The organism is Brachybacterium aquaticum, from assembly GCF_014204755.1.
Classification (GTDB): Bacteria; Actinomycetota; Actinomycetes; order Actinomycetales; family Dermabacteraceae; genus Brachybacterium; species Brachybacterium aquaticum.
Genome location: NZ_JACHLZ010000001.1, coordinates 1,650,999 through 1,673,353, shown reverse-complemented (window position 1 = coordinate 1,673,353; position 22,355 = coordinate 1,650,999). Strand labels below are relative to the sequence as shown.

Sequence of the window (22,355 nt, the reverse complement as noted above, 5' to 3'; positions counted from 1 at the left end):
CGGGGCCTACTGTGACGTCCGCAACGCTAAATCGGTTTTGCAGGGTGGGTGACCACCGAGGTCGACGACGACGTGGAGGGAGGTCGTGATGACGCGCATCCGTCTCGCCGATGTGGCACGAGCCGCCGGCGTCTCGCCCTCCACGGCCTCCCTCGCCCTCAACGGCGCCGAGGCGCGACTCGCCGAGGGCACCCGGGAGCTGGTCCTGCGCACCGCGGCGGAGATCGGGTACCGACCCAACTCCGTGGCCCGCGCGCTCCGCACCCGGCGCACGCGCACGGTCGGGATGGTCCTTGACCAGATCGCGACCACCCCCTTCGCCGGCCTCATGGTCAAGGGCGCGCAGGACGCGGCCCGGGCGCGCGGCAGCATGCTCCTGCTCGTCGACGCCGATGCCGATCGACAGGTGGAGCGCGAGGCGATCAGCACGCTCGTCGACCGCCAGGTCGATGCCCTGGTCCTCGCCTGCATGTGGCACCGGGAGATCACCGTCCCCGAGCTGCCCGTGCGGACGGTCCTCCTCAACTGCCGGGCGCGCGGCGACGCCCGCCCGGCCGTCGTGCCCGACGAGCGGCAGGGTGCCCGCCTCGCCACGACCGCCCTGCTCGAGGCCGGACATCGCCGCATCGCCTACATCGACGCCCAGCCCGACCTCGTCGCCTCGCCCCTCCGCCGGGAGGCCTTCCTCGCGACGATGCGCGGGGCGGGAGCGCGCGTGGACCCCGCTTGGGTGCGCAGCGCTCCGATCGGGCCCGCCGGCGGGGACGTGCTCGCGGACCTGCTCTCGCTCCCCTCGACGGCCCGGCCCACCGCGGTGTTCTGCTTCAACGACCGGATCGCGAGCGGCGTGTTCGCCCTCGCGCGTCGTCGCGGTCTCTCGGTGCCGCGGGACCTGTCCGTCGTCGGATTCGACGACCAGCCCTTCCTCGCCTCGGATCTCGATCCCGGGCTCACCACGGTCGCCCTGCCCCACGACGCGATGGGCCGATGGGCGATCGGACGCGCCCTCGACGACCGTGACGGGCCCCGGGCCCGTGAGGGCGAGGACCCCGTCCACCTCATGCCGTGCCGGCTGGTCACCCGATCGACGATCGGGCCGCCCGGGCACGACCCCTGACCGACCCCTCGGACCACCGCAGCACCCACCACCCCCTCGAAAGGAATCAACGATGATCGCTTCGCAGAACCGTCTCACCCGCCGCACCCTGCTCGGCGCCGCCCTGGCAGCCGGCGTCGGCTCCGCCGCCGTCGGCTGCGCCCGCGCCGGCACCACCTCGTCCTCCGACTCCGACGGAGGCCGCACCAAGATCACCATGTGGACCCACTCCGCCGGCAACGAGGGCGAGCTCGCCGTGTACAAGCAGCTCATCGCCGACTTCAACGCCTCGCAGGAGCAGTACGAGGTCGTCCAGGAGTCCTTCCCGCAGGAGTCCTACAACGACGCGATCACCGCGGCGGCGACCGCCGGTGACCTGCCCGTCCTCCTGGACATGGACGGTCCCGTCATGCCGAACTGGGCGTGGGCGGGCTACATCCAGCCCCTCGGCCTCGACGCGAAGATCACCGACTCGCTGCTCACGACCGCCGTGGGGACCTGGAAGGACGAGATCTACTCCGCCGGCTACTGGGACGCGGCGCTCGCGATCTTCGCCCGCCGCTCCGTGCTCGAAAAGAACGGGATCCGGATCCCCACCCTCGACGAGCCGTGGCCGATCGACGAGTTCACCTCCGCCTTGGAGACCCTCAAGGGCGCCGGCTACGACACGCCGCTGGACATCGGTGCGGAGGACACCGGCGAGTGGTGGCCCTACGCCTACAGCCCCATGCTCCAGAGCGCGGGCGGCGACCTCCTGGACCGCGACACCCTGCTCTCGGCGGACGGGCTGCTCAACGGTCCCGAGGCCGTCACCTTCTTCACCTGGTTCCAGGAGGCCTTCGCGAAGGGCTACTGCTCCAACTCCGGCACGATCGGGAACCAGGAGTTCGCCGACGACAAGGCCGCGCTCGCCTACACCGGCTCCTGGAACGCCAAGGCGGCGCTCGACACCGTGGGAGAGGACCTGCTGATCCTGCCCCCGCCGGACTTCGGCACCGGCGCGAAGATCGGCGGCGGCTCGTGGCAGTGGGGCATCTCCTCCGCCGCGACCGGCGCCCAGCTCGAGGGTGCTCGCGCCTACCTGGAGTTCTCCTTCCAGGACAAGTACCTCGTCGCCTTCTCCGACAGCCAGATCGTCATCCCGGCGACCGATTCCGCCCGTCAGGCCTCGACGTACTTCGGCGCCGACGGTGCGCTGGTGCCCTTCGCGGAGCTCTCCGCCTCGGCCGCGGTGCTGCGCCCGGCCACCCCCGCCTACGCCACGATCTCGACGACCTTCGAGACCGCCGCGAAGGACATCATGAGCGGCGCCGACATCCAGAGCACCCTCGATACGGCCGTGGCCGACATCGATGCCAACATCTCCAGCAACGACGGGTACGGCGCCTCGAGCTGACCGTCCCCTCAGGCGGCCCGGGAGCGCCGCGAGCGCTCCCGGGCCAGGAAGGCATCCATGTCGCACACCCTCACCCGCCCCGCCGTCGCGGAGGCCCCGGCCCGGCCGCGTCGCTCGCGCGCCACCCGCCGCGAGCGGGGCGTCGGACTCTCGATGGTCGCCCCGGCCGTGATCCTGCTGCTCCTGTTCCTCGTGGTCCCCGCACTGCTCGGGCTGGGGCTCTCCTTCACCAACGCGCGCCTGATCTCACCCGAGGCCCCGCGGTTCGTCGGCCTCGACAACTTCGTGCGTGCCTTCACCTCGGACCCCACCTTCGTCGCCTCGGTGCGCAACACCGTGGTCTTCGCCCTGTTTATCGTCCCCTTCCAGGCCGGGCTCGGGCTCGTCCTGGCGATCCTGGTCAACCAGAAGATCCGCGGCGCGACCGCCTTCCGCGTCATCTTCTTCGCGCCGGTGGTCACCTCGATCGTGGTCGTCTCCGTGCTGTGGAAGTTCCTCTACCAGAAGGAGGGGCTCGTCAACGCCGCGATCGACTGGGTGACCTTCGGCGCATGGTCCGGAGCGGACTGGCTGAACAATCCCTCGACCGCCCTCGGCGCGATCATCGTGCTGTCGATCTGGCAGGCGGTCGGCTTCCACATGCTCATCTGGCTCTCGGGCCTGCAGACCATCTCGGAGGAGCTCTACGAGGCGGCCCGCATGGACGGCGCCGGCCTGTGGCGCCAGTTCACCGCGGTCACCTGGCCCGGGCTGCGGTCCACCCGAGTGTTCGTCCTGATCCAGATCACGATCGCCGCGCTGAGCCTCTTCGTCCAGGTGGACGTCATGACCCAGGGCGGGCCCATGAACTCCACCACCACCCTCGTCTACCACGCCGTGCGGCAGGGCTTCCGCAACCAGGAGACCGGCTACGGATCGGCACTGTCGCTGATCTTCTTCGCCGCCGTGATCCTCGTGACCCTGCTCCAGGCCTACCTCACCCGCAACAAGGAGAGTGAGCGCTGATGTCCGCACCGGTCCTCCCCACCACCGACCCCGCCCCCTCCCCCGCCGCGCGCCGGGACGCCGCGGAGCCCGCTCGACGTCCCCGCGGGCAGCGGGGAGGGCGCCGCCGACGCACCGTCCTGACCTACGTGCTGCTCGGCATCCTCGGTGCGTTCTTCCTGTTCCCGCTAGTGTTCATGTTCGTCTCGAGCCTCAAGCCCGACGCGCAGATCCTCCAGGACCTCTCCTCGTGGCGCGCCTTCCTGCCGATCGGCGACGTGAGCCTCGGGAACTACGACAAGATCTTCGACCGCGTCCCGGTGTGGCGGTTCCTGGCCAACTCGGTGATCGTCACCGTGGTGACCGTCGTGGCGGGGCTCTTCGTCAACTCGCTCGCCGGCTTCGCGCTGTCCCGCCTGACCTGGCGGGGGCGCGGGCTCGTGCTCGGCTTCGTCCTGGCCACCCTGGTCGTGCCCTTCGAGACCATCGCGGTGCCGATGGTGTACTGGGTCTCGAAGCTGCCCACGCTGGGGCTCGAGAACGGGGTCCTGGTCTACGACTTCGGCTGGCTGAACTCCTACAAGGTGCAGATCGTCCCGTTCGTCGCGAACGCGTTCTCCATCTTCCTGTTCACCCAGTACTTCTCCACGATCCCGCGGTCGATCGACGAGGCCGCCCGCATCGACGGCGCGAGCTGGTTCACGATCTACCGCCGCATCGCGATGCCGCTCTCGGGGCCGGCGATCGCGACGGTCGCGATCCTCAGCTTCCTCGCCGCCTGGAACCAGTACCTCTGGCCGCTCATGGTGGTCCAGCAGGAGCAGCTGCGTCCCGTCATGGTGGGGATGCAGTACTTCTTCCAGCTCAACACCGCCTGGGGCGAGGTCATGGCCTACACGTCGCTCATCACGATCCCCGTCCTGCTCGTGTTCCTGGTCTTCCAGCGCCAGTTCATCGCCTCCGTGGCCGCGAGCGGGGTGAAGGGCTGATGCTCGCACTGCGCGACTCATGGGTATGGGACTTCTGGTTCGCCGACGACGGCGAAACGCACCACCTCTTCTTCCTCTACGCGTCCCGGGCGCTCCACGACCCCGAGCGGCGCCACTACCGGGCGCAGGTGGGCCACGCGGTCTCCGACGATCTCGTGACCTGGACCAGGATCGAGGACGCCCTCGTCCGGGCGGACCCCGGGGCCTGGGACGACCTCGCCACCTGGACCGGGTCGACCGTCCGCGGGGACGACGGGCTCTGGTACCTCTTCTACACGGGCTCCACGCTCGCCGCGGACGGCGCGAACGTGCAGCGCATCGGCGCGGCCGCCTCGAAGGACCTGCTGCGCTTCGAGCGGCTGGGCGAGGACCCGCTGCTGGCCGCGGATCCCGCGCGCCACGAGGTCCTCGCCGACGGCACCTGGCACGACGAGGCGTTCCGCGACCCGTGGGTGCTCCGCGACCCGGACGGCGAGGGCTGGCACATGCTCGTCACCGCCCGCGCCCGCGACGGCGCCGTCGACGACCGCGGGGTGCTGGCACACGCCACGAGCCCGGACCTGCGCACGTGGACGCACGCCGATCCCCTCACCGCTCCGGGGGAGGGCTTCGCCCAGCTCGAGGTCCCTCAGGTCGAGGAGGTGGAGGGCCGATGGTTCCTCGTCTTCTCCTGCCTCGACGTCGACACCTCGGCGGCCATGCAGACGACCGGGGCCACGGGAGGGGTCTGGGCCGCACCGGCCGACGGGCCCCTGGGACCGTTCCACCTCGACCGCGTCCACGCCCTCACCGACCGCTCGCTCTACAGCGGCCGTCTGGTCCGGGACCGGGAGGGGGATTGGCAGCTCATGGCCTTCCACCACGACGGCGAGGACGGCGGGTTCGTCGGCACGATCAGCGATCCGATGCCAGTGACGGTCCGCGAGGGACGGCTGGTGGTCGTGCCGCCCGCCGCCGGGTGAACCGATCACGACGGCGCGCGGTGCCCTAGGCTGGCGGGCACCGCGCGCCGACGTGCACGCAGGGCCGCAGAGCAGCGAGGGAGAGGTGCGATGGCACGCGTGAGAATGGCCGACGTGGCCCGCGAGGCGGGCGTCTCGGTCTCCACGGTGTCCCTCGCGCTCTCCGGAGCCCCCTCCCGCATCCCCGAGGCGACGCGGGACATCGTCCGCCGCACGGCGGCCGAGATCGGCTACCGGCCGAACTCCCTCGCCCGCGGCCTGCGCACGCGCCGCACCGACACGATCGGCCTGGTCTCCGACCAGATCGCGACCACCCCCTTCGCCGGGTTGATGCTGCGCGGCGCGCAGCAGGCCGCGCGCGAGGCCGGCAGGATCCTGCTGCTGGTCGACACCGAGGGCGACGTCGAGGCGGAGACCGAGGCGATCCGCGCGCTCGCCGATCACCAGGTCGACACGATGATCTACGCGAGCATGTGGCATCGCGAGGTCGATCGGCCCGCGGCGCTGCCCCCGGGCACCGTCTTCCTCGACTGCGTCCCGCGCGGCGGCGGTCCCGCCGTGGTGCCGGACGAGACCCAGGGCGCCGGGCTCGCCATGGCGGAGCTGCTCGGAGCGGGCCACACCCGCATCGGCTACGTCGGCGCCGACGAGGTGCTCCACCCCGAGGTGCCGGCCGCTGCGGGGCTGCGGCGCACCGCGTACCGCTCCGCCTTGGAGAGCGCCGGCATCGCCCCCGGCCCCGCGCTCGAGGCGCAGGGCGCCATCTCCGCCCCCGGCGGCCGCGCGGCCGCGACGACCCTGCTCGACCGCCCGGAGGGCGAGCGGCCCACGGCGCTGTTCTGCTTCAACGACCGCATGGCGGCGGGCGCGATCGCCGCCGCCCGCGCTCACGGTCTCGAGATCCCCGCGGACGTGTCGATCGTCGGCTTCGACGATCAACCCTCGCTCGCGGCGGACCTCGATCCGCCGCTGACGACCATCGCGCTCCCGCACCTGGAGATGGGCGCGTGGGCCGTACGCACCGCCGTGCGCCTGCTCGAGGCGGAGGAGACGGGAGCGGAGGAGGGGACCACGCTGATCCCCTGCGCCCTCGTGCGTCGCGGGACCGTCGCCGCGCCCACCGCCCGCTGATCCGCTCGTCGACGCCCGTCGCGAGGACGGCGGCGACGCCGAACACGATGCGGTCCCGGCCCTGGGTGTGCTTCCGTCTGCGCCGTGGCTTCGCGTCGCGGAGATCGACGAGGAGCTCCTTGGTCGAATGTGTGTTCTGACTCACGGGGGCCGTCGCCTCGGGCGGCCGCGATCGGGGATCGGCCGGAGGAGGGACGACTCCTTCCTGGGGTCGGGGATGTCGGTCCTGGCCACCATGGCGGCGGCCGAAACGGTCAGAACCGGCGAATAGGCAGGTCGGTTCGGTCCGGGGCATGTCTGACGTGCACCGATTCACCCCGGAGGGGTGATCCCGGTCTGATTGCCCTGGGCGTGGTGAGGTCCCCGTCGGCCCGGATCGGGGTCGTGGTCGGAGACGGTTCCCCGATACCATCGGCCGCGGAGCCGGCATCGTCGGCCGGCTCGACCCGCACAGCAAGGAGCATCCCGTGGCCCAGATCGCCATCACCCTCGACGGATCACCCCAGCAGATCGAGGAGGGGACCACGGGCACCGCCCTCTTCGAGGGCACCGTCTCGATCATCGCGCTGCGCCTCGACGGCGAGCTGCGCGACCTCGACACCGTGCTCTCCGACGGCCAGGCCGTCGAGGGCGTGGACATCTCGAGCCCCGACGGCCTGGCGATCCTGCGCCACAGCACCGCCCACGTGCTCGCCCAGGCGGTGCAGAAGATCAACCCCGAGGCGAAGCTCGGCATCGGCCCGCCCGTCACCGACGGCTTCTACTACGACTTCGACGTCGCCGAACCCTTCACCCCCGAGTCCCTCAAGGCGCTCGAGAAGGAGATGACCCGGATCGTCAAGTCCGGGCAGCGGTTCGTGCGCCGCGAGATCACCGACGACGCCGCCCGCGCGGAGGAGGCCGCCGAGCCGTACAAGCTCGAGCTCATCGGCCTGAAGTCCACCGCCGACGACGCCGCCGAGGGCGCCAGCGTCGAAGTGGGCGAGGGCGGCCTGACCATGTACGACAACGTGGACAAGAAGGGCAGCACGGTCTGGACCGATCTGTGCCGCGGCCCCCACCTGCCCAGCACGAAGCTCATCGGCAACGGCTTCGCCCTCACCCGCTCCGCCGCCGCCTACTGGCGCGGCAGCGAGAAGAACCCGATGCTGCAGCGCGTGTACGGCACCGCCTGGCCCACCAAGGAGGAGCTGCGCGCCTACCAGGAGCGCGTGGCCGAGGCCGAGCGGCGCGACCACCGCCGCCTGGGCAGCGAGCTGGACCTGTTCTCCTTCCCGGACGAGATCGGCTCCGGGCTGCCCGTGTTCCACCCCAAGGGCGCCATGATCAAGATGGAGATGGAGGACTACTCGCGCCGCCGCCACGTGGCGGCCGGCTACTCCTTCGTCTCCACCCCGCACATCACGAAGAAGAACCTCTTCGAGACCTCCAAGCACCTCGAGTGGTACGCGGACGGCATGTACCCCGCCATGCACATGGACGAGGAGGTGGACGCGGACGGCCACGTCACCAAGCAGGGCCAGGACTACTACCTCAAGCCCATGAACTGCCCGATGCACAACCTCGTCTACCGCTCCCGGGGCCGCTCCTACCGCGAGCTGCCGCTGCGGCTGTTCGAGTTCGGCAGCGTGTACCGCTACGAGAAGTCCGGCGTGGTGCACGGGCTCACCCGTGCCCGCGGCTTCACCCAGGACGACGCCCACATCTACACCACCCGCGAGCAGATGAAGGAGGAGCTCGGCTCGCTGCTGGGCTTCGTGCTGGACCTGCTGCGCGACTACGGGCTGGACGACTTCTACCTGGAGCTCTCCACCCGCGACCCCGAGAAGTCGGTGGGCGACGACGCCACCTGGGAGGAGGCCACCCGCACCCTCGAGGAGGTCGCCACCGCCTCCGGCCTCGAGCTGGTGCCGGATCCGGGCGGCGCCGCCTTCTACGGGCCGAAGATCTCCGTCCAGGCGAAGGACGCGATCGGCCGCACCTGGCAGCTGTCCACCATCCAGCTGGACTTCTTCGAGCCCGAGCTGTTCGAGCTCGAGTACACCGCTCCCGACGGCTCCCGGCAGCGTCCGGTGATGATCCACCGCGCCCTGTTCGGCTCCATCGAGCGCTTCTTCGGCGTGCTGCTGGAGCACTACGCCGGTGCGTTCCCGGTGTGGCTGGCCCCGGTGCAGGTGGTGGGCATCCCCGTCGCCGCCGAGTACCTGCCCTACCTCGAGGAGGTCGCGGCGAAGCTGCGCGCGCACGGCGTGCGGGTGGAGGTCGACTCCTCGGACGACCGCATGCAGAAGAAGATCCGCACGCACACCAAGGAGAAGGTGCCCTACCTCCTCATCGCCGGCGGCGAGGACCAGGCCGCGGGCGCCGTCTCCTTCCGCATGCGCGACGGCTCCCAGGACAACGGCATCCCCGTGGACGAGGCGGTCGAGCGGATCGTCGCGGCGATCAGGGACAAGGTGCAGGTGTGAGCACGCCTGAGGCACGACCGGCGGGGCCGTCGGCCGACTGGGCTCGCGCCGACGTCGCGACCTCCGCGGTCGGCGGCCCGTCGGCCGGGGGGGTCCCGGCCGACGGGCCCTCCCGGATCGAGGACGCCCGCGACCTGGTGGGCGTCCCCGATGACACCCAGCGGCTGTGGACCCCGCACCGCATGGCCTACATCGGCGGGGAGAACAAGCCGAAGGACCCCGACGACGGCGAGCAGTGCCCGTTCTGCGCGGCACCCGGCAAGGACGACGAGGACGCCCTGATCGTCCACCGGGGCGAGGTGGCCTACGTGGTCCTGAACCTCTACCCGTACAACGCCGGCCACCTGCTGGTGTGCCCGTACCGCCACGTCGCCGACTACACCGACCTCGACGACGCCGAGGTGCGGGAGGTCGCCGAGCTCACCCGCACGGCGATGCGCGTGATCCGCGAGGTCTCGCATCCGGCGGGCTTCAACCTGGGCATTAACCAGGGCCCGGTCGCCGGGGCCGGCATCGCCGCGCACCTGCACCAGCACGTGGTGCCGCGCTGGCAGGGCGATGCGAACTTCCTGCCCATCGTCGGCCGCACCAAGGCGGTCCCGCTCCTGCTGGCGGACACCCGGCGGATGTACGCCGAGGCGTGGCCGGCCCCCGAGGGGCCCTGAGCTAGCATGGCCGAGGCGCCGAGGGGAGCGCGGCGGGCACGGCCCGCCCGCCCCGGCGCGGGCCGCACGGACCGGGGGAGAGGCAGGGCGTCGCTGTGATGAGCACGATCGGAGCTCCGCCGCGCCCTGCGTCGCCGCCGCCCGGGGGAGACCCCCGTGTCCCGCACCCTGCGCGAGGGAGCTACGGGTACGACGTGGCGCGGGTCGACCCCCGCGCCCCCGGACGCCTCGGCCCGGGGACCCCGCCGCCCGCGAAGCCCCGTCGGCGCTGGGTGCGCTGGCTGCTGCTGGCCCTGTCCCTGCTCGGCCTCGCGATCTCCGCCGCGGTGCTGTACTTCTTCGTCATCCTGCCGCTCGGCTTCGGGACCTCGCTGGTCGCCTTCACCGCCGCCCTCGTGCCGGTCGCGATCGTGTTCTCGGCCGTGTGGTGGATCGACCGCTACACCCCGCAGCCGCGGATGTCCCTGGTCTACGCCTTCGCCTGGGGCGCGATCGGCTCGGTGCTGCTGACGCTGTGGTTCGGCGGGTTCTTCGACCTGTGGATCTCCCCGGAGGACGAGACCTCGCTGGTGGACACCTTCCTCGGTGCGGTCGTGCAGGCGCCGGTCGTCGAGGAGTCGATGAAGAGCCTGGGCCTCGCCCTGCTGCTCCTGCGCGGGCGCCGCTTCATCGCCGGCCCCATCGACGGGGTGGTCTACGCGGCGCTCATCGCCGGGGGCTTCGCCTTCACCGAGAACATCCTCTACTTCGGCAGCTCCTTCCATCAGGCGCAGGCCGCCGGTGAGGTCGACGTGTTCTGGCAGACCTTCTTCCTGCGCGGCGTCCTCTCCCCCTTCGCGCACGTGTCCTTCACGGCACTGTGCGGGCTCGGCCTCGGGATCGCCGCCGAGCGGCGCTCCCTGATGCTCTACTTCGGGCTCGGCCTCGGCGGGCTGTCCCTCGGCATGGTCCTGCACGCCCTGTGGAACGGCTCCACCTTCTTCCTGCCGGTGGACCCCGAGGCGCCCATGGCCGGGTTCCTGCGCTACTACGTCACCGTCCAGGTACCGATCTTCCTGCTGCTGGTGGGGATCGTGCTCTTCCTGAGGCTGCGGGAGAAGCGGATCTTGCGCCGCCAGCTCTCCGAGTACGGGCGCGCGGGCTGGTTCTCCCCGGACGAGGTGGAGATGCTCGTGTCCATGCGCCGCCGCCGGAAGGCCGAGAAATGGGCTGGCGCGCACGGCGCCGTTGCCCGGATGGGCATGCGCGACCTGATCCGCTCGGCCATCTCGCTGGGCATGGAGCGCCACAGCGTGCTCTTCGCGAAGCCGACGGTGAGGACCCGCGCCCGCGAGCGCGAGCTGCTCGAGCGAATCACGGCCGATCGCCGCCTCGTCGGCGCGCTCACGGAGCCCGTCGTCCGGATGTGACGCGGGTCGTGCCGGAGGCCCGACGAGCACCTTCCGCCCTGCCCCTACAATGGTGCGGCGATCCGCCACCCCATGGCGGACGATCGGGAGGAGAGAGATGTCCGGGCACTCCAAGTGGGCGACCACCAAGCACAAGAAGGCCGTCATCGATGCCAAGCGCGGCAAGCTGTTCGCCAAGCTGATCAAGAACATCGAGGTGGCGGCGCGCATGGGCGGCCCCGACCCGGCAGGCAACCCCACCCTCTACGACGCCATCCAGAAGGCGAAGAAGACCTCCGTCCCCAATGACAACATCGACCGCGCCGTCAAGCGCGGCGGCGGCCTCGACGGCGGCGGCGTCGACTACGAGACCCTGATGTACGAGGGCTACGCCCCCGGCGGGGTCGCGATCCTGGTCGAGTGCCTCACCGACAACAAGAATCGCGCCGTCTCCGAGGTGCGCCTGGCCTTCAACCGCAACGGCGGCAACATGGCCGACTCCGGCTCGGTGTCCTACCTCTTCGAGCGCCGCGGCGTGGTCACGGTCTCCAAGGAGGGCAACACCGAGGACGACCTGCTCGAGGTGGTCCTCGACGCCGGTGCCGAGGAGATCACCGACGAGGGGGAGACCTTCGAGATCCTCTCCGCCGCGACCGACGTGGTCGCCGTGCGCACCGCCCTCCAGGAGGCGGGCATCGACTACGAGAGCGCCGAGGCGCAGTTCGTGCCGACCATGCGCACCCCCGTCGACCTCGACGGCGCCCAGAAGGCGCTGCGCCTGATCGACGCGCTCGAGGACAGCGACGACGTGCAGGCCGTGTACTCCAACCTCGACATCCCCGCGGACGTCGAGGCGCAGCTCGCCGACGCGGAGTGACGCCCCGCGCCCTCTGACCACCGCACCGCCCCGCACGCCGGGGTGCTGTGCACGCCGGCCCCGGCGCGCCGCAAGGTGCCCTGGGGCCGCGCGGCACCGTCGGCCGCGGCGACCCTGCCCGCCGACGCATCCCGCCCGCGCGGCGGGGGAGAGGAGCACCGATGGCGACGCTGCGCGTGCTAGGGGTCGACCCGGGCCTGACCCGCTGCGGGATCGGGGTCGTCGACGCCCTCGGCGGCCGCCGCGCCCGCCTGGTCCACGCCGACGTGATCCGCTCCGCCTCCGAGGATCCGCTGGACCAGCGCCTGCTGACCATCGCCCGCGGACTGCGCGAGGCGCTGGAGGGCTACGGACCGGACGCCGTCGCCGTCGAGCGCGTGTTCAGCCAGGCCAACATCTCCACCGTCATGGGCACCGCGCAGGTCTCCGGGATCGCGCTGCTCGAGGCGGCGGAGCGGGGGATCCCCGTCGCCCTGCACACCCCCTCCGAGGTGAAGGCCGCCGTCACCGGCAACGGACGGGCGGACAAGAAGCAGATCCAGACCATGCTCGTGAAGCTGCTGGGACTGGATGCGGCCCCCCAGCCCGCCGACGCCTCCGACGCCGTCGCGATCGCCCTCACCCAGCTGTGGCGCGGCGGGGGACCGGTGGCGCTGGACGCCACCGGCGGTGCCCGCACCAGCGCCCAGGCCGTGTGGGCCCGGGCCGAGCGCGAGGCACGACGCGCCCGGGAGCGCTCCACCTCCCGCCAGTGATCGAACAGGTGTTCTAGGCTGGTGCCGTGATCGCATCCCTGACCGGGCGGGTCGTCCGCCTCGACCTCGACGCCCTCGTGCTCGAGGTGGCCGGCATCGGCTACCTCGTGCGCACCACGCCGCAGGCCCTGGCCGCCACCCGCCACGGCGCGGAGCTCACGCTCCACACCGAGCTCGTGGTCCGCGAGGACTCCCTGACCCTGTACGGCTTCCCGCTGCCCGAGGAGGCCGAGACCTTCCGCATCGTCCAGTCCGTCTCCGGCATCGGGCCGCGCACGGCCCTGGCCGTGCTCGCGGTGCTCGATCCGGAGGAGCTGCGCCGCGCCGTCGCCGAGCAGGACGTCAAGGCCATCACCCGCACCCCCGGCATCGGCCCCAAGGTGGCCGGCCGCATGCTCCTGGAGCTCGGCGGGAAGCTGCCCGCCCCGCATGCCACGTCGGCCGCGCCCTCGAGCGCGGGCCCGGCCGCGAGCGTCGGCGGTCCGGACGCGGATGTCGTCGAGGCCCTCGTGGGCCTCGGCTGGGCCGAGAAGGCCGCGCTCGGCGCGGTCGAGAAGGCGCGGGCCGACGGGGGAGAGGACCTCGACGCCGCCGCCCTCCTGCGCGCCGCGCTGCGCAGCCTCGGGGGCCACCGATGAGTCTGCACGACGAGGAGTTCGACGAGCAGGGGTTCGACGGGCAGGGGGTCGACGGGCAGGGGGTCGACGGGGACGGGCGTCCCGAGTCGCTCACCAGCCCCGAGTCCCTGCCGCCCGAGCGCACCGCCGAGGCGGCACTGCGCCCGAAGCGGCTGTCCGAGTTCGTGGGCCAGCAGGTGGTCCGCGACCAGCTCTCGCTGGTGCTGGACGCCGCCGCCGCCCGCGGTCGCGCCCCGGAGCACATGCTGCTGTCCGGTCCGCCCGGGCTCGGCAAGACGACGCTCGCCATGATCATCGCCGCGGAGCTGTCCGCGCCGCTGCGCATCACCTCCGGCCCCGCGATCCAGCACGCCGGCGACCTCGCCGCGATCCTCTCCTCGCTCGACGAGGGGGAGGTGCTGTTCATCGACGAGATCCACCGCCTCGCCCGCCCCGCCGAGGAGATGCTCTACATCGCCATGGAGGACTTCCGGGTCGACGTGGTGGTGGGCAAGGGCGTGGGCGCGACGTCCATCCCGCTGGACCTGCCCCCGTTTACCGTGGTCGGCGCGACCACCCGGGCGGGCCTGCTGCCCGCTCCGCTGCGCGACCGCTTCGGCTTCATCGGCCACCTCGACTTCTATGCTCCGCACGAGCTGGAGGAGGTGGTGCGCCGCTCCGCCGTGCGTCTCGAGGTCGACCTCGAGGAGCGGGCCGCGGTGGAGATCGCCTCCCGCTCCCGGGGCACGCCCCGCATCGCCAACCGTCTCCTGCGCCGCGTGCGCGACTGGGCGCAGGTGCGCGGCAGCGGCACCCTGGACCTCCCCGCCGCGCAGGAGGCCCTGCGCGTGTACGAGGTGGACCAGAGAGGACTGGACCGGCTGGACCGCGCGGTGCTCGCCGCGCTGTGCGGCCGCTTCGCCGGGGGACCGGTGGGGCTGTCGACCCTCGCCGTCGCCGTCGGCGAGGAGACCGAGACGGTCGAGACCATGGTCGAGCCGTACCTGGTGCGCGAGGGCTTCCTCCTGCGCACCCCGCGCGGCCGCGCCGCCGCCCCCGCGGCCTGGGAGCACCTGGGCCTGGAGCCGCCGGCCGGCCCCGAGGGCGCCGCGCCCATGCTCGGGCGGTTCTGAGCCTCGGGCGGTGCTGAGTCTCGGGCGGTTCTGAGTCTCCCCGGGGGCTGAGCCGGGAACGGTCCCCAGCAAGCGCGCCGATGGGCCTGCGGCACATGTCTCCCCTGGGAGGCCGGTCAGGGCACGGCGGGTACAGTGGTGCGGTCAGTCGTGTCCGCGGCAGGCCGGCCGGGTGCGCGAGCACGCGCGACGGTGCTGCCCGCAGAGAGGAAATCCGTGGAACTCCTTCCCATCCTGCTCATCTTCGCCGTCATGATGCTGCCCCTGCTGCTGCTGTCGAACCGCCAGCGCAAGATGCAGCAGAAGCAGATGGAGCTGGTCAAGCAGCTCGGCGTCGGCGACGAGGTGCGCACCCACTCCGGGTTCTACGGTCTGATCGTCGAGGAGTACGAGGACATCGTCGTGCTCGAGTCGGAGGACGGCAGCCAGACCAAGTGGGCCCGCCAGGCCATCGCCATGGCCGTCGAGCCCACCACCGGGCCGGTCGTGGACGGCGAGCTCTCCGAGCTCGAGGATGCCCCGCAGGACGGCGAGCTCGCCGACGACTCCTTCGACTCCCGCACCGTCGACGGCGAGCAGGACCGCTTCGCGCAGGACCGCGCCGAGCAGGACCGCTTCGAGCAGAACCGCGGCACCGTCCCCGGTGTCACCGTCGCCGATGACGACCCCCGCGGCGACGAGCAGCCCCGCGAGCGCTGAGCTCGCGTGCTCTGACCCTCCGCGACGCGGGCCCTCGGTGACCCGCGCCCTCTCCCCGAATCCGCCGTCCTGAGGAACACCCCACCATGCCCGCACGTCGCATCGCCCTCGCGGCCCTCGCCGTGCTGATCCTGCTGCTGGGCGGCGGGATCGGTGCCGGGACCCAGTGGGGCGGATGGCAGCCCGCCCCCAAGCTCGCCCTCGACCTCGAGGGCGGCACCCAGGTCATCCTCCAGGCGCAGTCCCGTGACGGCTCGGCGATCGACGCCTCCGCCATGGAGCAGGCGCGCCAGATCATGAGCCAGCGCATCAACGCGATGGGCGTGGCGGAGACCGAGATCACCGTGCAGGGCGGCACGAACATCGTCATCGACGTGCCCGGACAGCTGGACCAGCAGACGGCCGCCGCGATCCGCCAGACCGCCGCGATGTCCTTCCGCCCGGTGCTCGGCGTCGTCGCCCCGGAGGGGACCGGCGAGCCCCTGCCGTCCGACGGCGGCGGGGACGCCTCCGACGGCGGAGGCGACACCACCGGGGAGTCCTCGTCGGCCCCCGCCGACCCCTCCCAGCAGCTCTTCGACGGCCTGATCAGCGAGGACTCCTCCCTCGCCCCGGCGCCCGCGCCGGCTGAGGGCGAGCTGGCCTACCCGGCCTGGTCGCTGGACTGGCTGACCCCTGACGTCCAGACCGAGCTGATGAACGCCGACTGCGTCGACCCGGGCGCCCAGCATGAGCGAGCCTCCGCCGCTGCGCCGGACGAGGCGATCGTCGCCTGCGCGCCGGACGGCAGCGCGAAGTACCTCCTCGGCCCCGAGGTCGTCGCCGGCGCCGGGATCGCGGACGCCTCCGTCGCCTCGGACGTCACCCCCACCGGTCAGCCCACCGGCTACTACGTGGTGAACATGCGCTTCACCGACGTCGCCTCGCAGTCCTTCTCGGACATGACCTCGGCGCTCTACAACGGCGAGGGCGCCTCCGACGCCTTCGCGATCGTGCTGGACGGCGTGGTCATCTCCGCACCCCAGGTGCAGGAGCCCTCGCCGGGCGGCGAGGCCTCGATCTCGGGCAACTTCAGCCAGGAGCAGGCGACCCAGCTCGCCGACCAGCTCCGCTTCGGTGCGCTGCCGCTGCAGTTCGAGGTCGCCTCCGAGCAGCAGATCTCCGCCACCCTCGGCGCCGACCAGCTCGAGATGGGTCTGATCGCGGGCCTGATCGGCCTGGCGCTCGTGGTGCTGTACGCCTTCGCCCAGTACCGGGCGCTGTCGATCGTGACCACTTCGAGCCTGCTGATCATGGGTCTGCTGACCTATGGCACCCTCACCGTGCTCTCGAACATTCCCGAGATCGGCTACCGCCTCTCGCTCGCGGGCGTGGTGGGCCTGATCGTCGCGATCGCCTTCACCGCGGACTCGTTCATCGTCTACTTCGAGCGCGTGCGCGACGAGATCCGCGAGGGCCGGGGCATCGCCGCGGCTGTCGACCACGGCTGGGACCGCGCCAAGCGCACCATCCTCGCCTCCGACTCGGTGAACCTGATCGCCGCGATCGTGCTGTACGTGCTCTCCACCGGCGGCGTGCGCGGCTTCGCCTTCGTGCTGGGCCTGACCACGGTGCTCGACCTCGTGGTCGTGTTCCTGTTCACCCATCCGATGCTGCAGGCCCTCGTGCGCACGCGCTTCTTCGGCAAGGGCCACCCTTGGAGCGGCCTGGACCCGGCGCGGCTGGACCGCGACGTCCCCGCCTACGCCGGCCGCGGCCGCGTGCGCACGGGCGACGAGCGGGGCCGACGCGGCCTGCGCCGCAGCGGTGACGAGTCCGCCGAGCCCGCGCGCGAGCCGATCGCCGTGCGCCGCGCCCGTGAGGCCCGCGAGGCCGCCGAGCGCGAGGCGGCGCAGAACGGTCGGGCGGAGAACAGCCGGGCCGGGAACACCGGTGACGACACCGAGGAGCAGAGCCGATGACCGCCACCTTCGCCAAGTTCGGCAACGACCTCCACGCCGGTCACCGGATCCTGCCGCTGGTCTCCCGCCGGCGCACCTGGTACCTGGCCAGCATCATCGTGGTGCTGATCCTCAGCACCCTCGCCGTGGTGCGCGGGCTGAACCTCGGCATCGAGTTCACCGGCGGGTCCGAGTTCCAGATCGCGGGTGTGGCCGACACCGAGCAGACCTCCGCCCGCGAGGTGGTGCGCGAGCACCTGCCCGACAACGAGCCCAAGATCACCCAGCTCGGCGCCGACACCCTGCGCGTGCAGACGGAGGAGCTGGACTCCACCGAGACCGCAGCCCTCGCCGAGGACCTCGCAGCCGCCTACGACGTCTCGCCCGAGGCGATCTCCACCTCCTACATCGGCCCGGTGTGGAGCGGCGACGTCACCCAGAAGATGGCCCGCGGCGTGATCGTCTTCCTCGTGCTCGTCGCGACGATGATGGCGCTGTACTTCCGCAACCTGAAGTCCTCGCTCGCGGCGATGGTCGCGCTGCTGCACGACATGATCCTCACCGCGGCCGTGTACGGCGTGGTGGGCTTCGAGATCACCCCCGGCACCGTGATCGGCTTCCTCACCGTCATGGGCTACTCGCTGTACGACACGATCGTCGTGTTCGACAAGGTCCGTGAGAACACCGCCGACCTCACCTCGCAGCGACGGCGCACGTTCGCGGACCTCGTCGAGCTCGCCGCGAACCAGACCCTGGTCCGCTCGATCAACACCTCGATAGTGGCGCTGCTGCCGATCGGCTCTATCCTCGCCATCGGCGCGTTCCTGCTGGGCGCCGGCACGCTCAAGGACATCTCGCTGGCCCTGTTCATCGGCATCCTCGCCGGCACCTACTCCTCGATCTTCCTCGCCCCGGGCGTCCTGGTGGACCTGCGCAAGCGCGAGCCCGAGATCAAGGAGCACACCGCCTCCGTGCTGCGCGCGCGGCGCGGCGGGGCCGACGGCGCGCTCGCTCCGGCCGGCGCGTCGGCCGACGAGGGCCGGGCCGACGAGGGCCGGGCCGACGAGGACCGGGCCGACGGGCGCCGGGACGACGCGTCCGAGGACGCGTTCGACGATGATCTCGACGACGATCTCGAGGACGGCCTCGACGCAGGGCGGGAGGACCCGGCCGAGGGGACCGCCGCGTCGGCCCGCTCCGCAGCTTCCCCCCGACCCGTCCGGCAGCAGCCGCGACGGACCACTCGACGCCGACGCACCGGCAGGTGAGGACCATGATGACCGCTCCGCAGCACCCCGCCGAGCCGCTTCCCACGGCCGCTGAGATCGACGCCCTGCGCACCAGCCACATCACCGAGTACCCGGACTTCCCCACCCCCGGCGTGCTGTTCCGCGACATCACCCCGCTGCTGCGCGACGCCGCGGCGCTGCGCGCGGTGATCCGCTGGTGGACGACCCTGTTGCCCGAGGGGATCGAGTACGTGGTGGGCACCGAGGCGCGCGGCTTCGTGCTCGGCGCGCCGCTCGCCTACGAGCTCGGTGCCGGGTTCATCCCGGTGCGCAAGGCAGGCAAGCTTCCCGGCCGCCCCGCGGGCCTGAAGTACGACCTCGAGTACGGCAGCGCCGAGATCCAGATCCCGGAGAACTCCCTGCCGGCCGGAGCACGCACCCTCGTGGTCGACGACCTGCTCGCCACCGGCGGCACGGCTGCGGCGACGATCGAGCTGACCCGACGCTTCGACGTGGAGCTGCTGGGCGCCTCCTTCCTCATCGAGCTCGAGGGGCTCGGCGGCCGGGACCAGCTGCCCGGCGTGCCGCTCAGCGCGGTCTGGACCCTCTGAGCCCGGAACCGCTGAGCCTGCACACGCTGAGCCCGGAACCGCGGGCGCTGCGCGGAGTGCGTCCGCGCCCGCGGCGGACCGTGCCGTGGCACCGGTGACCCGCGCGTAGACTGGGGCCTTCCATCCAGGGAGGTGTGCATGCAGGAGCATCCCGTATCCGAGACCGCCGGGCGAGGACTCACGCCGGCGGACCCCGAGCTGCGCCCTCCTGCCGTGCCGCCCGCCGCAGCGACTCCCGCTGCCGCCTCCGCCGGCTCCGCACCGGCCGCCTCCCCGCGCACCCCCGCCCCGGCGCGCACGCCCTCGCCCGCTCCGCGGCGCAGCCGCTCCCGGCTGTCCTTCTTCTCCCCGCGCTCCGGCTCCGCCGTGGACCCGCTGCTGGCCCCGCTGCTGGAGACCATGGCGGCGGTCAGCCCGAAGGAGAACCTCGAGATCGTGCGGCAGGCGTACGCCGTCGCCGAGCGCGCCCACCGCGGCCAGACCCGCAAGAGCGGCGACCCGTACATCACCCACCCGGTATCGGTCGCCACGATCCTCGCCGAGCTCGGCTCCCCGGCGGACGTCGTCGCCGCGGCGCTGCTGCACGACACCGTCGAGGACACCGACTACTCCCTGGACCAGCTGCGCCGCGAGTTCGGCGAGGTCATCGCTGTGATGGTCGACGGCGTCACCAAGCTGGACAAGGTCACCTACGGCGAAGCCGCCCAGGCCGAGACCGTGCGCAAGATGATCGTGGCGATGAGCCGCGACGTGCGCGTGCTGCTGATCAAGCTCGCCGACCGCCTCCACAACGCCCGCACCTGGAAGTACGTGCCGGCCGCCTCCGCCGAGCGCAAGGCCAAGGAGACCCTCGAGATCTACGCGCCGCTCGCGCACCGACTGGGCCTGAACACCATGAAGTGGGAGCTGGAGGACCGCTCCTTCCAGGTGCTCTACCCCAAGGTGTACGAGGAGATCGTCTCGCTCGTCGCCCAGCACGCCCCGGCCCGCGAGCAGTACCTCTCCACCGTCTCCAGCCAGATCAACGAGGACCTGCGCAAGGCGAGGATCAAGGCCGAGGTCACCGGCCGACCCAAGCACTACTACTCGATCTACCAGAAGATGATCGTGCGCGGCCGCGACTTCTCCGACATCTACGACCTGGTCGGGGTGCGGGTGCTCGTGGACACGGTGCGGGACTGCTACGCCGTGCTCGGCACGCTCCATGCCCGCTGGTCGCCGGTGCAGGGCCGGTTCAAGGACTACATCGCCCTGCCCAAGTTCAACCTCTACCAGTCGCTGCACACCACGGTGATCGGTCCCACCGGCAAGCCGGTGGAGATCCAGATCCGCACCCGGGAGATGCACCGCCGGGCCGAGTACGGAGTCGCCGCGCACTGGAAATACAAGGCGATGGCCGGCTCCCAGGGCGGGGGCGAGACCGCGTCGATCACCAACGACGCCGCGTGGCTGCGACAGCTGATGGACTGGCAGAAGGAGACCACCGACTCGGGGGAGTTCCTGGACTCGCTGCGCTTCGAGATCAACACGCAGGAGGTGTACGTCTTCACCCCGAAGGGGGACGTGCTCGCCCTGCCGCAGGGCTCCACCCCGGTGGACTTCGCGTACTCGGTGCACACCGAGGTGGGTCACCGCACCATCGGCGCGCGTGTGAACGGGCGTCTGGTCTCGCTGGAGTCGACCCTGTCGACCGGCGACGTGGTCGAGGTGTTCACCTCGAAGTCCCCCGAGGCGGGACCCAGCCGCGACTGGCTCGGGTTCGTGAAGTCCCCGCGGGCGCGCTCCAAGATCCGCCAGTGGTTCTCCAAGGAGCGCCGCGAGGAGGCGCTCGAGCGGGGCAAGGAGGAGCTCGCCAAAGCGATCCGCCGCCAGGACCTGCCGATGCGGCGCCTGCTCACGCACGACACCCTCGCCACCGTCGCCTCGGACCTGAACCTCTCCTCGGTCGATGCGCTGTACACCTCGATCGGCGAGGGCCACACCGGCGCCCAGCACGTCGTCGAGAAGCTGCGCGCCTCATTCGGCGGCTCCGACGGGGCCGAGGAGGATCTCGCCGAGATCACACTGCCCTCCAAGGTCCGTCCGCGGGCGAGCCGCGCGGAACGGCACACCTCGGAGACCGATCAGGGGGTCATCGTCGAGGGCCACTCCGACCTGTGGGTGAAGCTCGCCAAATGCTGCGCCCCGGTGCCGGGCGACCCGATCATCGGGTTCATCACCCGCGGCTCCGGGATCTCGGTGCACCACACCAGCTGCTCCAACGCCCAGCAGCTCCAGGAGCAGCAGCCCGATCGCATGGTCGAGGTGAAGTGGTCCGGGCGCCACAGCACCGCCTATCTCGTGCACATCAAGGTCGAGGCGCTGGACCGGCCCCGCCTGCTCACCGACCTGGCGCTGGTGATCTCCGAGCAGCAGGTGAATCTGCACTCGGCCTCCGCGCAGTCGAACACCGATCGCCTGGCCATGACGTTCTTCTCCTTCGAGCTCGCCGAGCCGTCCCACCTCCAGGCCGTGCTCGCCCAGGTGCGGCGCGTCGAGGGGGTCTACGACGTCTACCGGGTGACGGCCGACGGCAAGCCCGTCGGCGCAGGGGCACCGCTCACCGCGAGCTGAGGCCCGCCACCAGGCGCTGGGGCCGGCCCGAGGGCACGTCCTGGTCGCGGATCAGTCGAGGACGCCCTGCCACGTCCCAGGCCGTCACCTGCGGCCACCGCCTCTGAGGGGGCCACTGCTCCTCGTCCTCGAGGATGCGCTCCAGCCTCTCCCTGGCGGCGTGCACCCCCGGATGGCGGTACATCCCCTCCAGCGAGGCGGCGATCTCGCCCTCCTCCACGAGGGCAGCCTCGATCAGGGCGCGCAGCAGAGCTCCTGCGAGCGGCTCCGGGGCGAAGCGCAGAAGGTCGGTGGCGGTGCGCCGCGGCGTGGTCACCGGGGCCCCGCCGAGGGTGTCGATCTCCCCGGGGGCGAGCCGTGCATGGCGCAGCACGACTCCCGCCACGCGCCCGCGGTGGGCGGGGGAGAGCAGCTCGAGCGGCAGTGACGGATGCCCGCCCAGGAGCACCCAGGCGGCGGAGGTCCCGGAGACCACGTGATGGGACTGCAGGTGCTCGCCGAGCGCGCAGCCGATCGCGAGGGCCCGCTCCACCGCGCTGCCCAGCAGGTCCGGGGGCAGGAAGACGCCGGGCAGGATCCGCACCACGACCCCGTCGGCGAGCATCCCCACCGTCGTCGGCGTCTCCTCGAGGCGCTCGAGATGGGCGCCGATCCCGACGGCGATCTCGGCGGCATGATGCGACCAGGCCGCGCACAGGCCGATCGAGCGCAGCGGGGCGACCGCGGCGGGGCCGACGGGGCCGGTCTCTGCCGGGCCGAGGAACGGCGGGTCTGTGGCGCGAGGGTCCGTGACGTTCATCAC

19 protein-coding genes are annotated in these 22,355 nt (G+C 71.9%); 18 read left to right on the top strand and 1 reads right to left on the bottom strand.

All coding sequences use genetic code 11. The features are described from left to right. Positions 1-88: 88 nt before the first annotated feature. The 18 genes from HNR70_RS07455 to HNR70_RS07370 all read left to right on the top strand — a co-directional run bounded on the left by HNR70_RS07455 (position 89) and on the right by HNR70_RS07370 (position 21,553). Entirely contained in the window at positions 89-1,117 is a 1,029-nt protein-coding gene (locus HNR70_RS07455; protein ID WP_184325090.1) for a LacI family DNA-binding transcriptional regulator, read from the top strand. Between the two features lie 52 nt (positions 1,118-1,169). After that, on the top strand, positions 1,170-2,492 hold the full coding sequence (locus tag HNR70_RS07450) for a sugar ABC transporter substrate-binding protein (RefSeq protein ID WP_184325089.1): 1,323 nt from the start codon (positions 1,170-1,172) through the stop codon (positions 2,490-2,492). 57 nt (positions 2,493-2,549) lie between these two features. Then, positions 2,550-3,497, top strand: a complete 948-nt coding sequence (locus tag HNR70_RS07445; protein ID WP_246375175.1) for a carbohydrate ABC transporter permease — start codon at positions 2,550-2,552, stop codon at positions 3,495-3,497. Further along, on the top strand, positions 3,497-4,465 hold the full coding sequence (locus HNR70_RS07440) for a carbohydrate ABC transporter permease (protein WP_184325088.1): 969 nt from the start codon (positions 3,497-3,499) through the stop codon (positions 4,463-4,465). Before HNR70_RS07445 ends, HNR70_RS07440 begins: the two co-directional genes overlap by 1 nt. Further along, a complete protein-coding gene (locus tag HNR70_RS07435; protein WP_184325087.1) occupies positions 4,465-5,427 on the top strand; it encodes a glycoside hydrolase family protein in 963 nt (320 codons plus the stop codon). Before HNR70_RS07440 ends, HNR70_RS07435 begins: the two co-directional genes overlap by 1 nt. Before the next feature lie 90 nt (positions 5,428-5,517). Further along, complete coding sequence (locus tag HNR70_RS07430; protein ID WP_184325086.1) at positions 5,518-6,558, top strand: LacI family DNA-binding transcriptional regulator; 1,041 nt, start codon at positions 5,518-5,520, stop codon at positions 6,556-6,558. Between the two features lie 467 nt (positions 6,559-7,025). Further along, positions 7,026-9,026, top strand: a complete 2,001-nt coding sequence (gene thrS / locus HNR70_RS07425) for a threonine--tRNA ligase (protein ID WP_184325085.1) — start codon at positions 7,026-7,028, stop codon at positions 9,024-9,026. Positions 9,027-9,142: 116 nt separating this feature from the next. Continuing rightward, positions 9,143-9,691: an HIT family protein gene (locus HNR70_RS07420; RefSeq protein WP_184326599.1), complete on the top strand. Its 549-nt coding sequence runs from the start codon at positions 9,143-9,145 to the stop codon at positions 9,689-9,691. Positions 9,692-9,885: 194 nt separating this feature from the next. Next, positions 9,886-11,100 carry a PrsW family intramembrane metalloprotease gene (locus tag HNR70_RS07415; protein WP_312857603.1) on the top strand — a complete coding sequence of 405 codons (1,215 nt, stop codon included), beginning with the start codon at positions 9,886-9,888 and terminating at the stop codon, positions 11,098-11,100. Positions 11,101-11,197: 97 nt separating this feature from the next. Beyond that, positions 11,198-11,956 (top strand): YebC/PmpR family DNA-binding transcriptional regulator, encoded by a 759-nt coding sequence (locus tag HNR70_RS07410; RefSeq protein WP_184325083.1) that lies wholly within the window; start codon positions 11,198-11,200, stop codon positions 11,954-11,956. Positions 11,957-12,117: 161 nt separating this feature from the next. Then, on the top strand, positions 12,118-12,711 hold the full coding sequence (gene ruvC, locus HNR70_RS07405) for a crossover junction endodeoxyribonuclease RuvC (RefSeq protein WP_184325082.1): 594 nt from the start codon (positions 12,118-12,120) through the stop codon (positions 12,709-12,711). Between the two features lie 26 nt (positions 12,712-12,737). Continuing rightward, positions 12,738-13,349, top strand: a complete 612-nt coding sequence (ruvA, locus tag HNR70_RS07400) for a Holliday junction branch migration protein RuvA (RefSeq protein ID WP_184325081.1) — start codon at positions 12,738-12,740, stop codon at positions 13,347-13,349. After that, the gene (gene ruvB, locus HNR70_RS07395) at positions 13,346-14,461 is read left to right on the top strand and encodes a Holliday junction branch migration DNA helicase RuvB (protein ID WP_184325080.1); all 1,116 of its coding nucleotides are present in this window, start codon (positions 13,346-13,348) and stop codon (positions 14,459-14,461) included. The genes ruvA and ruvB overlap by 4 nt, the downstream gene beginning before the upstream one ends. 216 nt (positions 14,462-14,677) lie before the next feature. After that, positions 14,678-15,160, top strand: coding sequence for a preprotein translocase subunit YajC (gene yajC / locus HNR70_RS07390; RefSeq protein WP_184325079.1), 483 nt, complete (start codon positions 14,678-14,680; stop codon positions 15,158-15,160). Between the two features lie 86 nt (positions 15,161-15,246). Continuing rightward, a complete protein-coding gene (gene secD / locus HNR70_RS07385; protein WP_184325078.1) occupies positions 15,247-17,121 on the top strand; it encodes a protein translocase subunit SecD in 1,875 nt (624 codons plus the stop codon). After that, entirely contained in the window at positions 17,118-18,368 is a 1,251-nt protein-coding gene (secF, locus tag HNR70_RS07380; protein WP_184325077.1) for a protein translocase subunit SecF, read from the top strand. The genes secD and secF overlap by 4 nt, the downstream gene beginning before the upstream one ends. An 8-nt stretch (positions 18,369-18,376) precedes the next feature. Continuing rightward, complete coding sequence (locus HNR70_RS07375; protein ID WP_184325076.1) at positions 18,377-18,940, top strand: adenine phosphoribosyltransferase; 564 nt, start codon at positions 18,377-18,379, stop codon at positions 18,938-18,940. A gap of 138 nt (positions 18,941-19,078) precedes the next feature. Then, entirely contained in the window at positions 19,079-21,553 is a 2,475-nt protein-coding gene (locus HNR70_RS07370) for a RelA/SpoT family protein (protein WP_184325075.1), read from the top strand. On the opposite strand, the gene HNR70_RS07365 is transcribed toward HNR70_RS07370, so the two are convergent. Continuing rightward, a complete protein-coding gene (locus HNR70_RS07365; RefSeq protein ID WP_184325074.1) occupies positions 21,540-22,352 on the bottom strand; it encodes a DNA polymerase III subunit alpha in 813 nt (270 codons plus the stop codon). The genes HNR70_RS07370 and HNR70_RS07365 overlap by 14 nt on opposite strands. Between the last annotated feature and the right edge of the window lie 3 nt (positions 22,353-22,355).

Excerpts from the sequence above, each read along its gene's own strand:
- HNR70_RS07455 (WP_184325090.1), top strand. The coding sequence starts at position 89 with ATGACGCGCATCCGTCTCGCCGATGTGGCACGAGCCGCCGGCGTCTCG.
- HNR70_RS07450 (WP_184325089.1), top strand. The coding sequence starts at position 1,170 with ATGATCGCTTCGCAGAACCGTCTCACCCGCCGCACCCTGCTCGGCGCC.
- HNR70_RS07445 (WP_246375175.1), top strand. The coding sequence starts at position 2,550 with ATGTCGCACACCCTCACCCGCCCCGCCGTCGCGGAGGCCCCGGCCCGG.
- HNR70_RS07440 (WP_184325088.1), top strand. The coding sequence starts at position 3,497 with ATGTCCGCACCGGTCCTCCCCACCACCGACCCCGCCCCCTCCCCCGCC.
- HNR70_RS07435 (WP_184325087.1), top strand. The coding sequence starts at position 4,465 with ATGCTCGCACTGCGCGACTCATGGGTATGGGACTTCTGGTTCGCCGAC.
- HNR70_RS07430 (WP_184325086.1), top strand. The coding sequence starts at position 5,518 with ATGGCACGCGTGAGAATGGCCGACGTGGCCCGCGAGGCGGGCGTCTCG.
- HNR70_RS07410 (WP_184325083.1), top strand. The coding sequence starts at position 11,198 with ATGTCCGGGCACTCCAAGTGGGCGACCACCAAGCACAAGAAGGCCGTC.
- ruvC (WP_184325082.1), top strand. The coding sequence starts at position 12,118 with ATGGCGACGCTGCGCGTGCTAGGGGTCGACCCGGGCCTGACCCGCTGC.
- ruvB (WP_184325080.1), top strand. The coding sequence starts at position 13,346 with ATGAGTCTGCACGACGAGGAGTTCGACGAGCAGGGGTTCGACGGGCAG.
- secD (WP_184325078.1), top strand. The coding sequence starts at position 15,247 with ATGCCCGCACGTCGCATCGCCCTCGCGGCCCTCGCCGTGCTGATCCTG.
- secF (WP_184325077.1), top strand. The coding sequence starts at position 17,118 with ATGACCGCCACCTTCGCCAAGTTCGGCAACGACCTCCACGCCGGTCAC.
- HNR70_RS07375 (WP_184325076.1), top strand. The coding sequence starts at position 18,377 with ATGACCGCTCCGCAGCACCCCGCCGAGCCGCTTCCCACGGCCGCTGAG.
- HNR70_RS07370 (WP_184325075.1), top strand. The coding sequence starts at position 19,079 with ATGCAGGAGCATCCCGTATCCGAGACCGCCGGGCGAGGACTCACGCCG.
- HNR70_RS07365 (WP_184325074.1), bottom strand. The coding sequence starts at position 22,352 with ATGAACGTCACGGACCCTCGCGCCACAGACCCGCCGTTCCTCGGCCCG.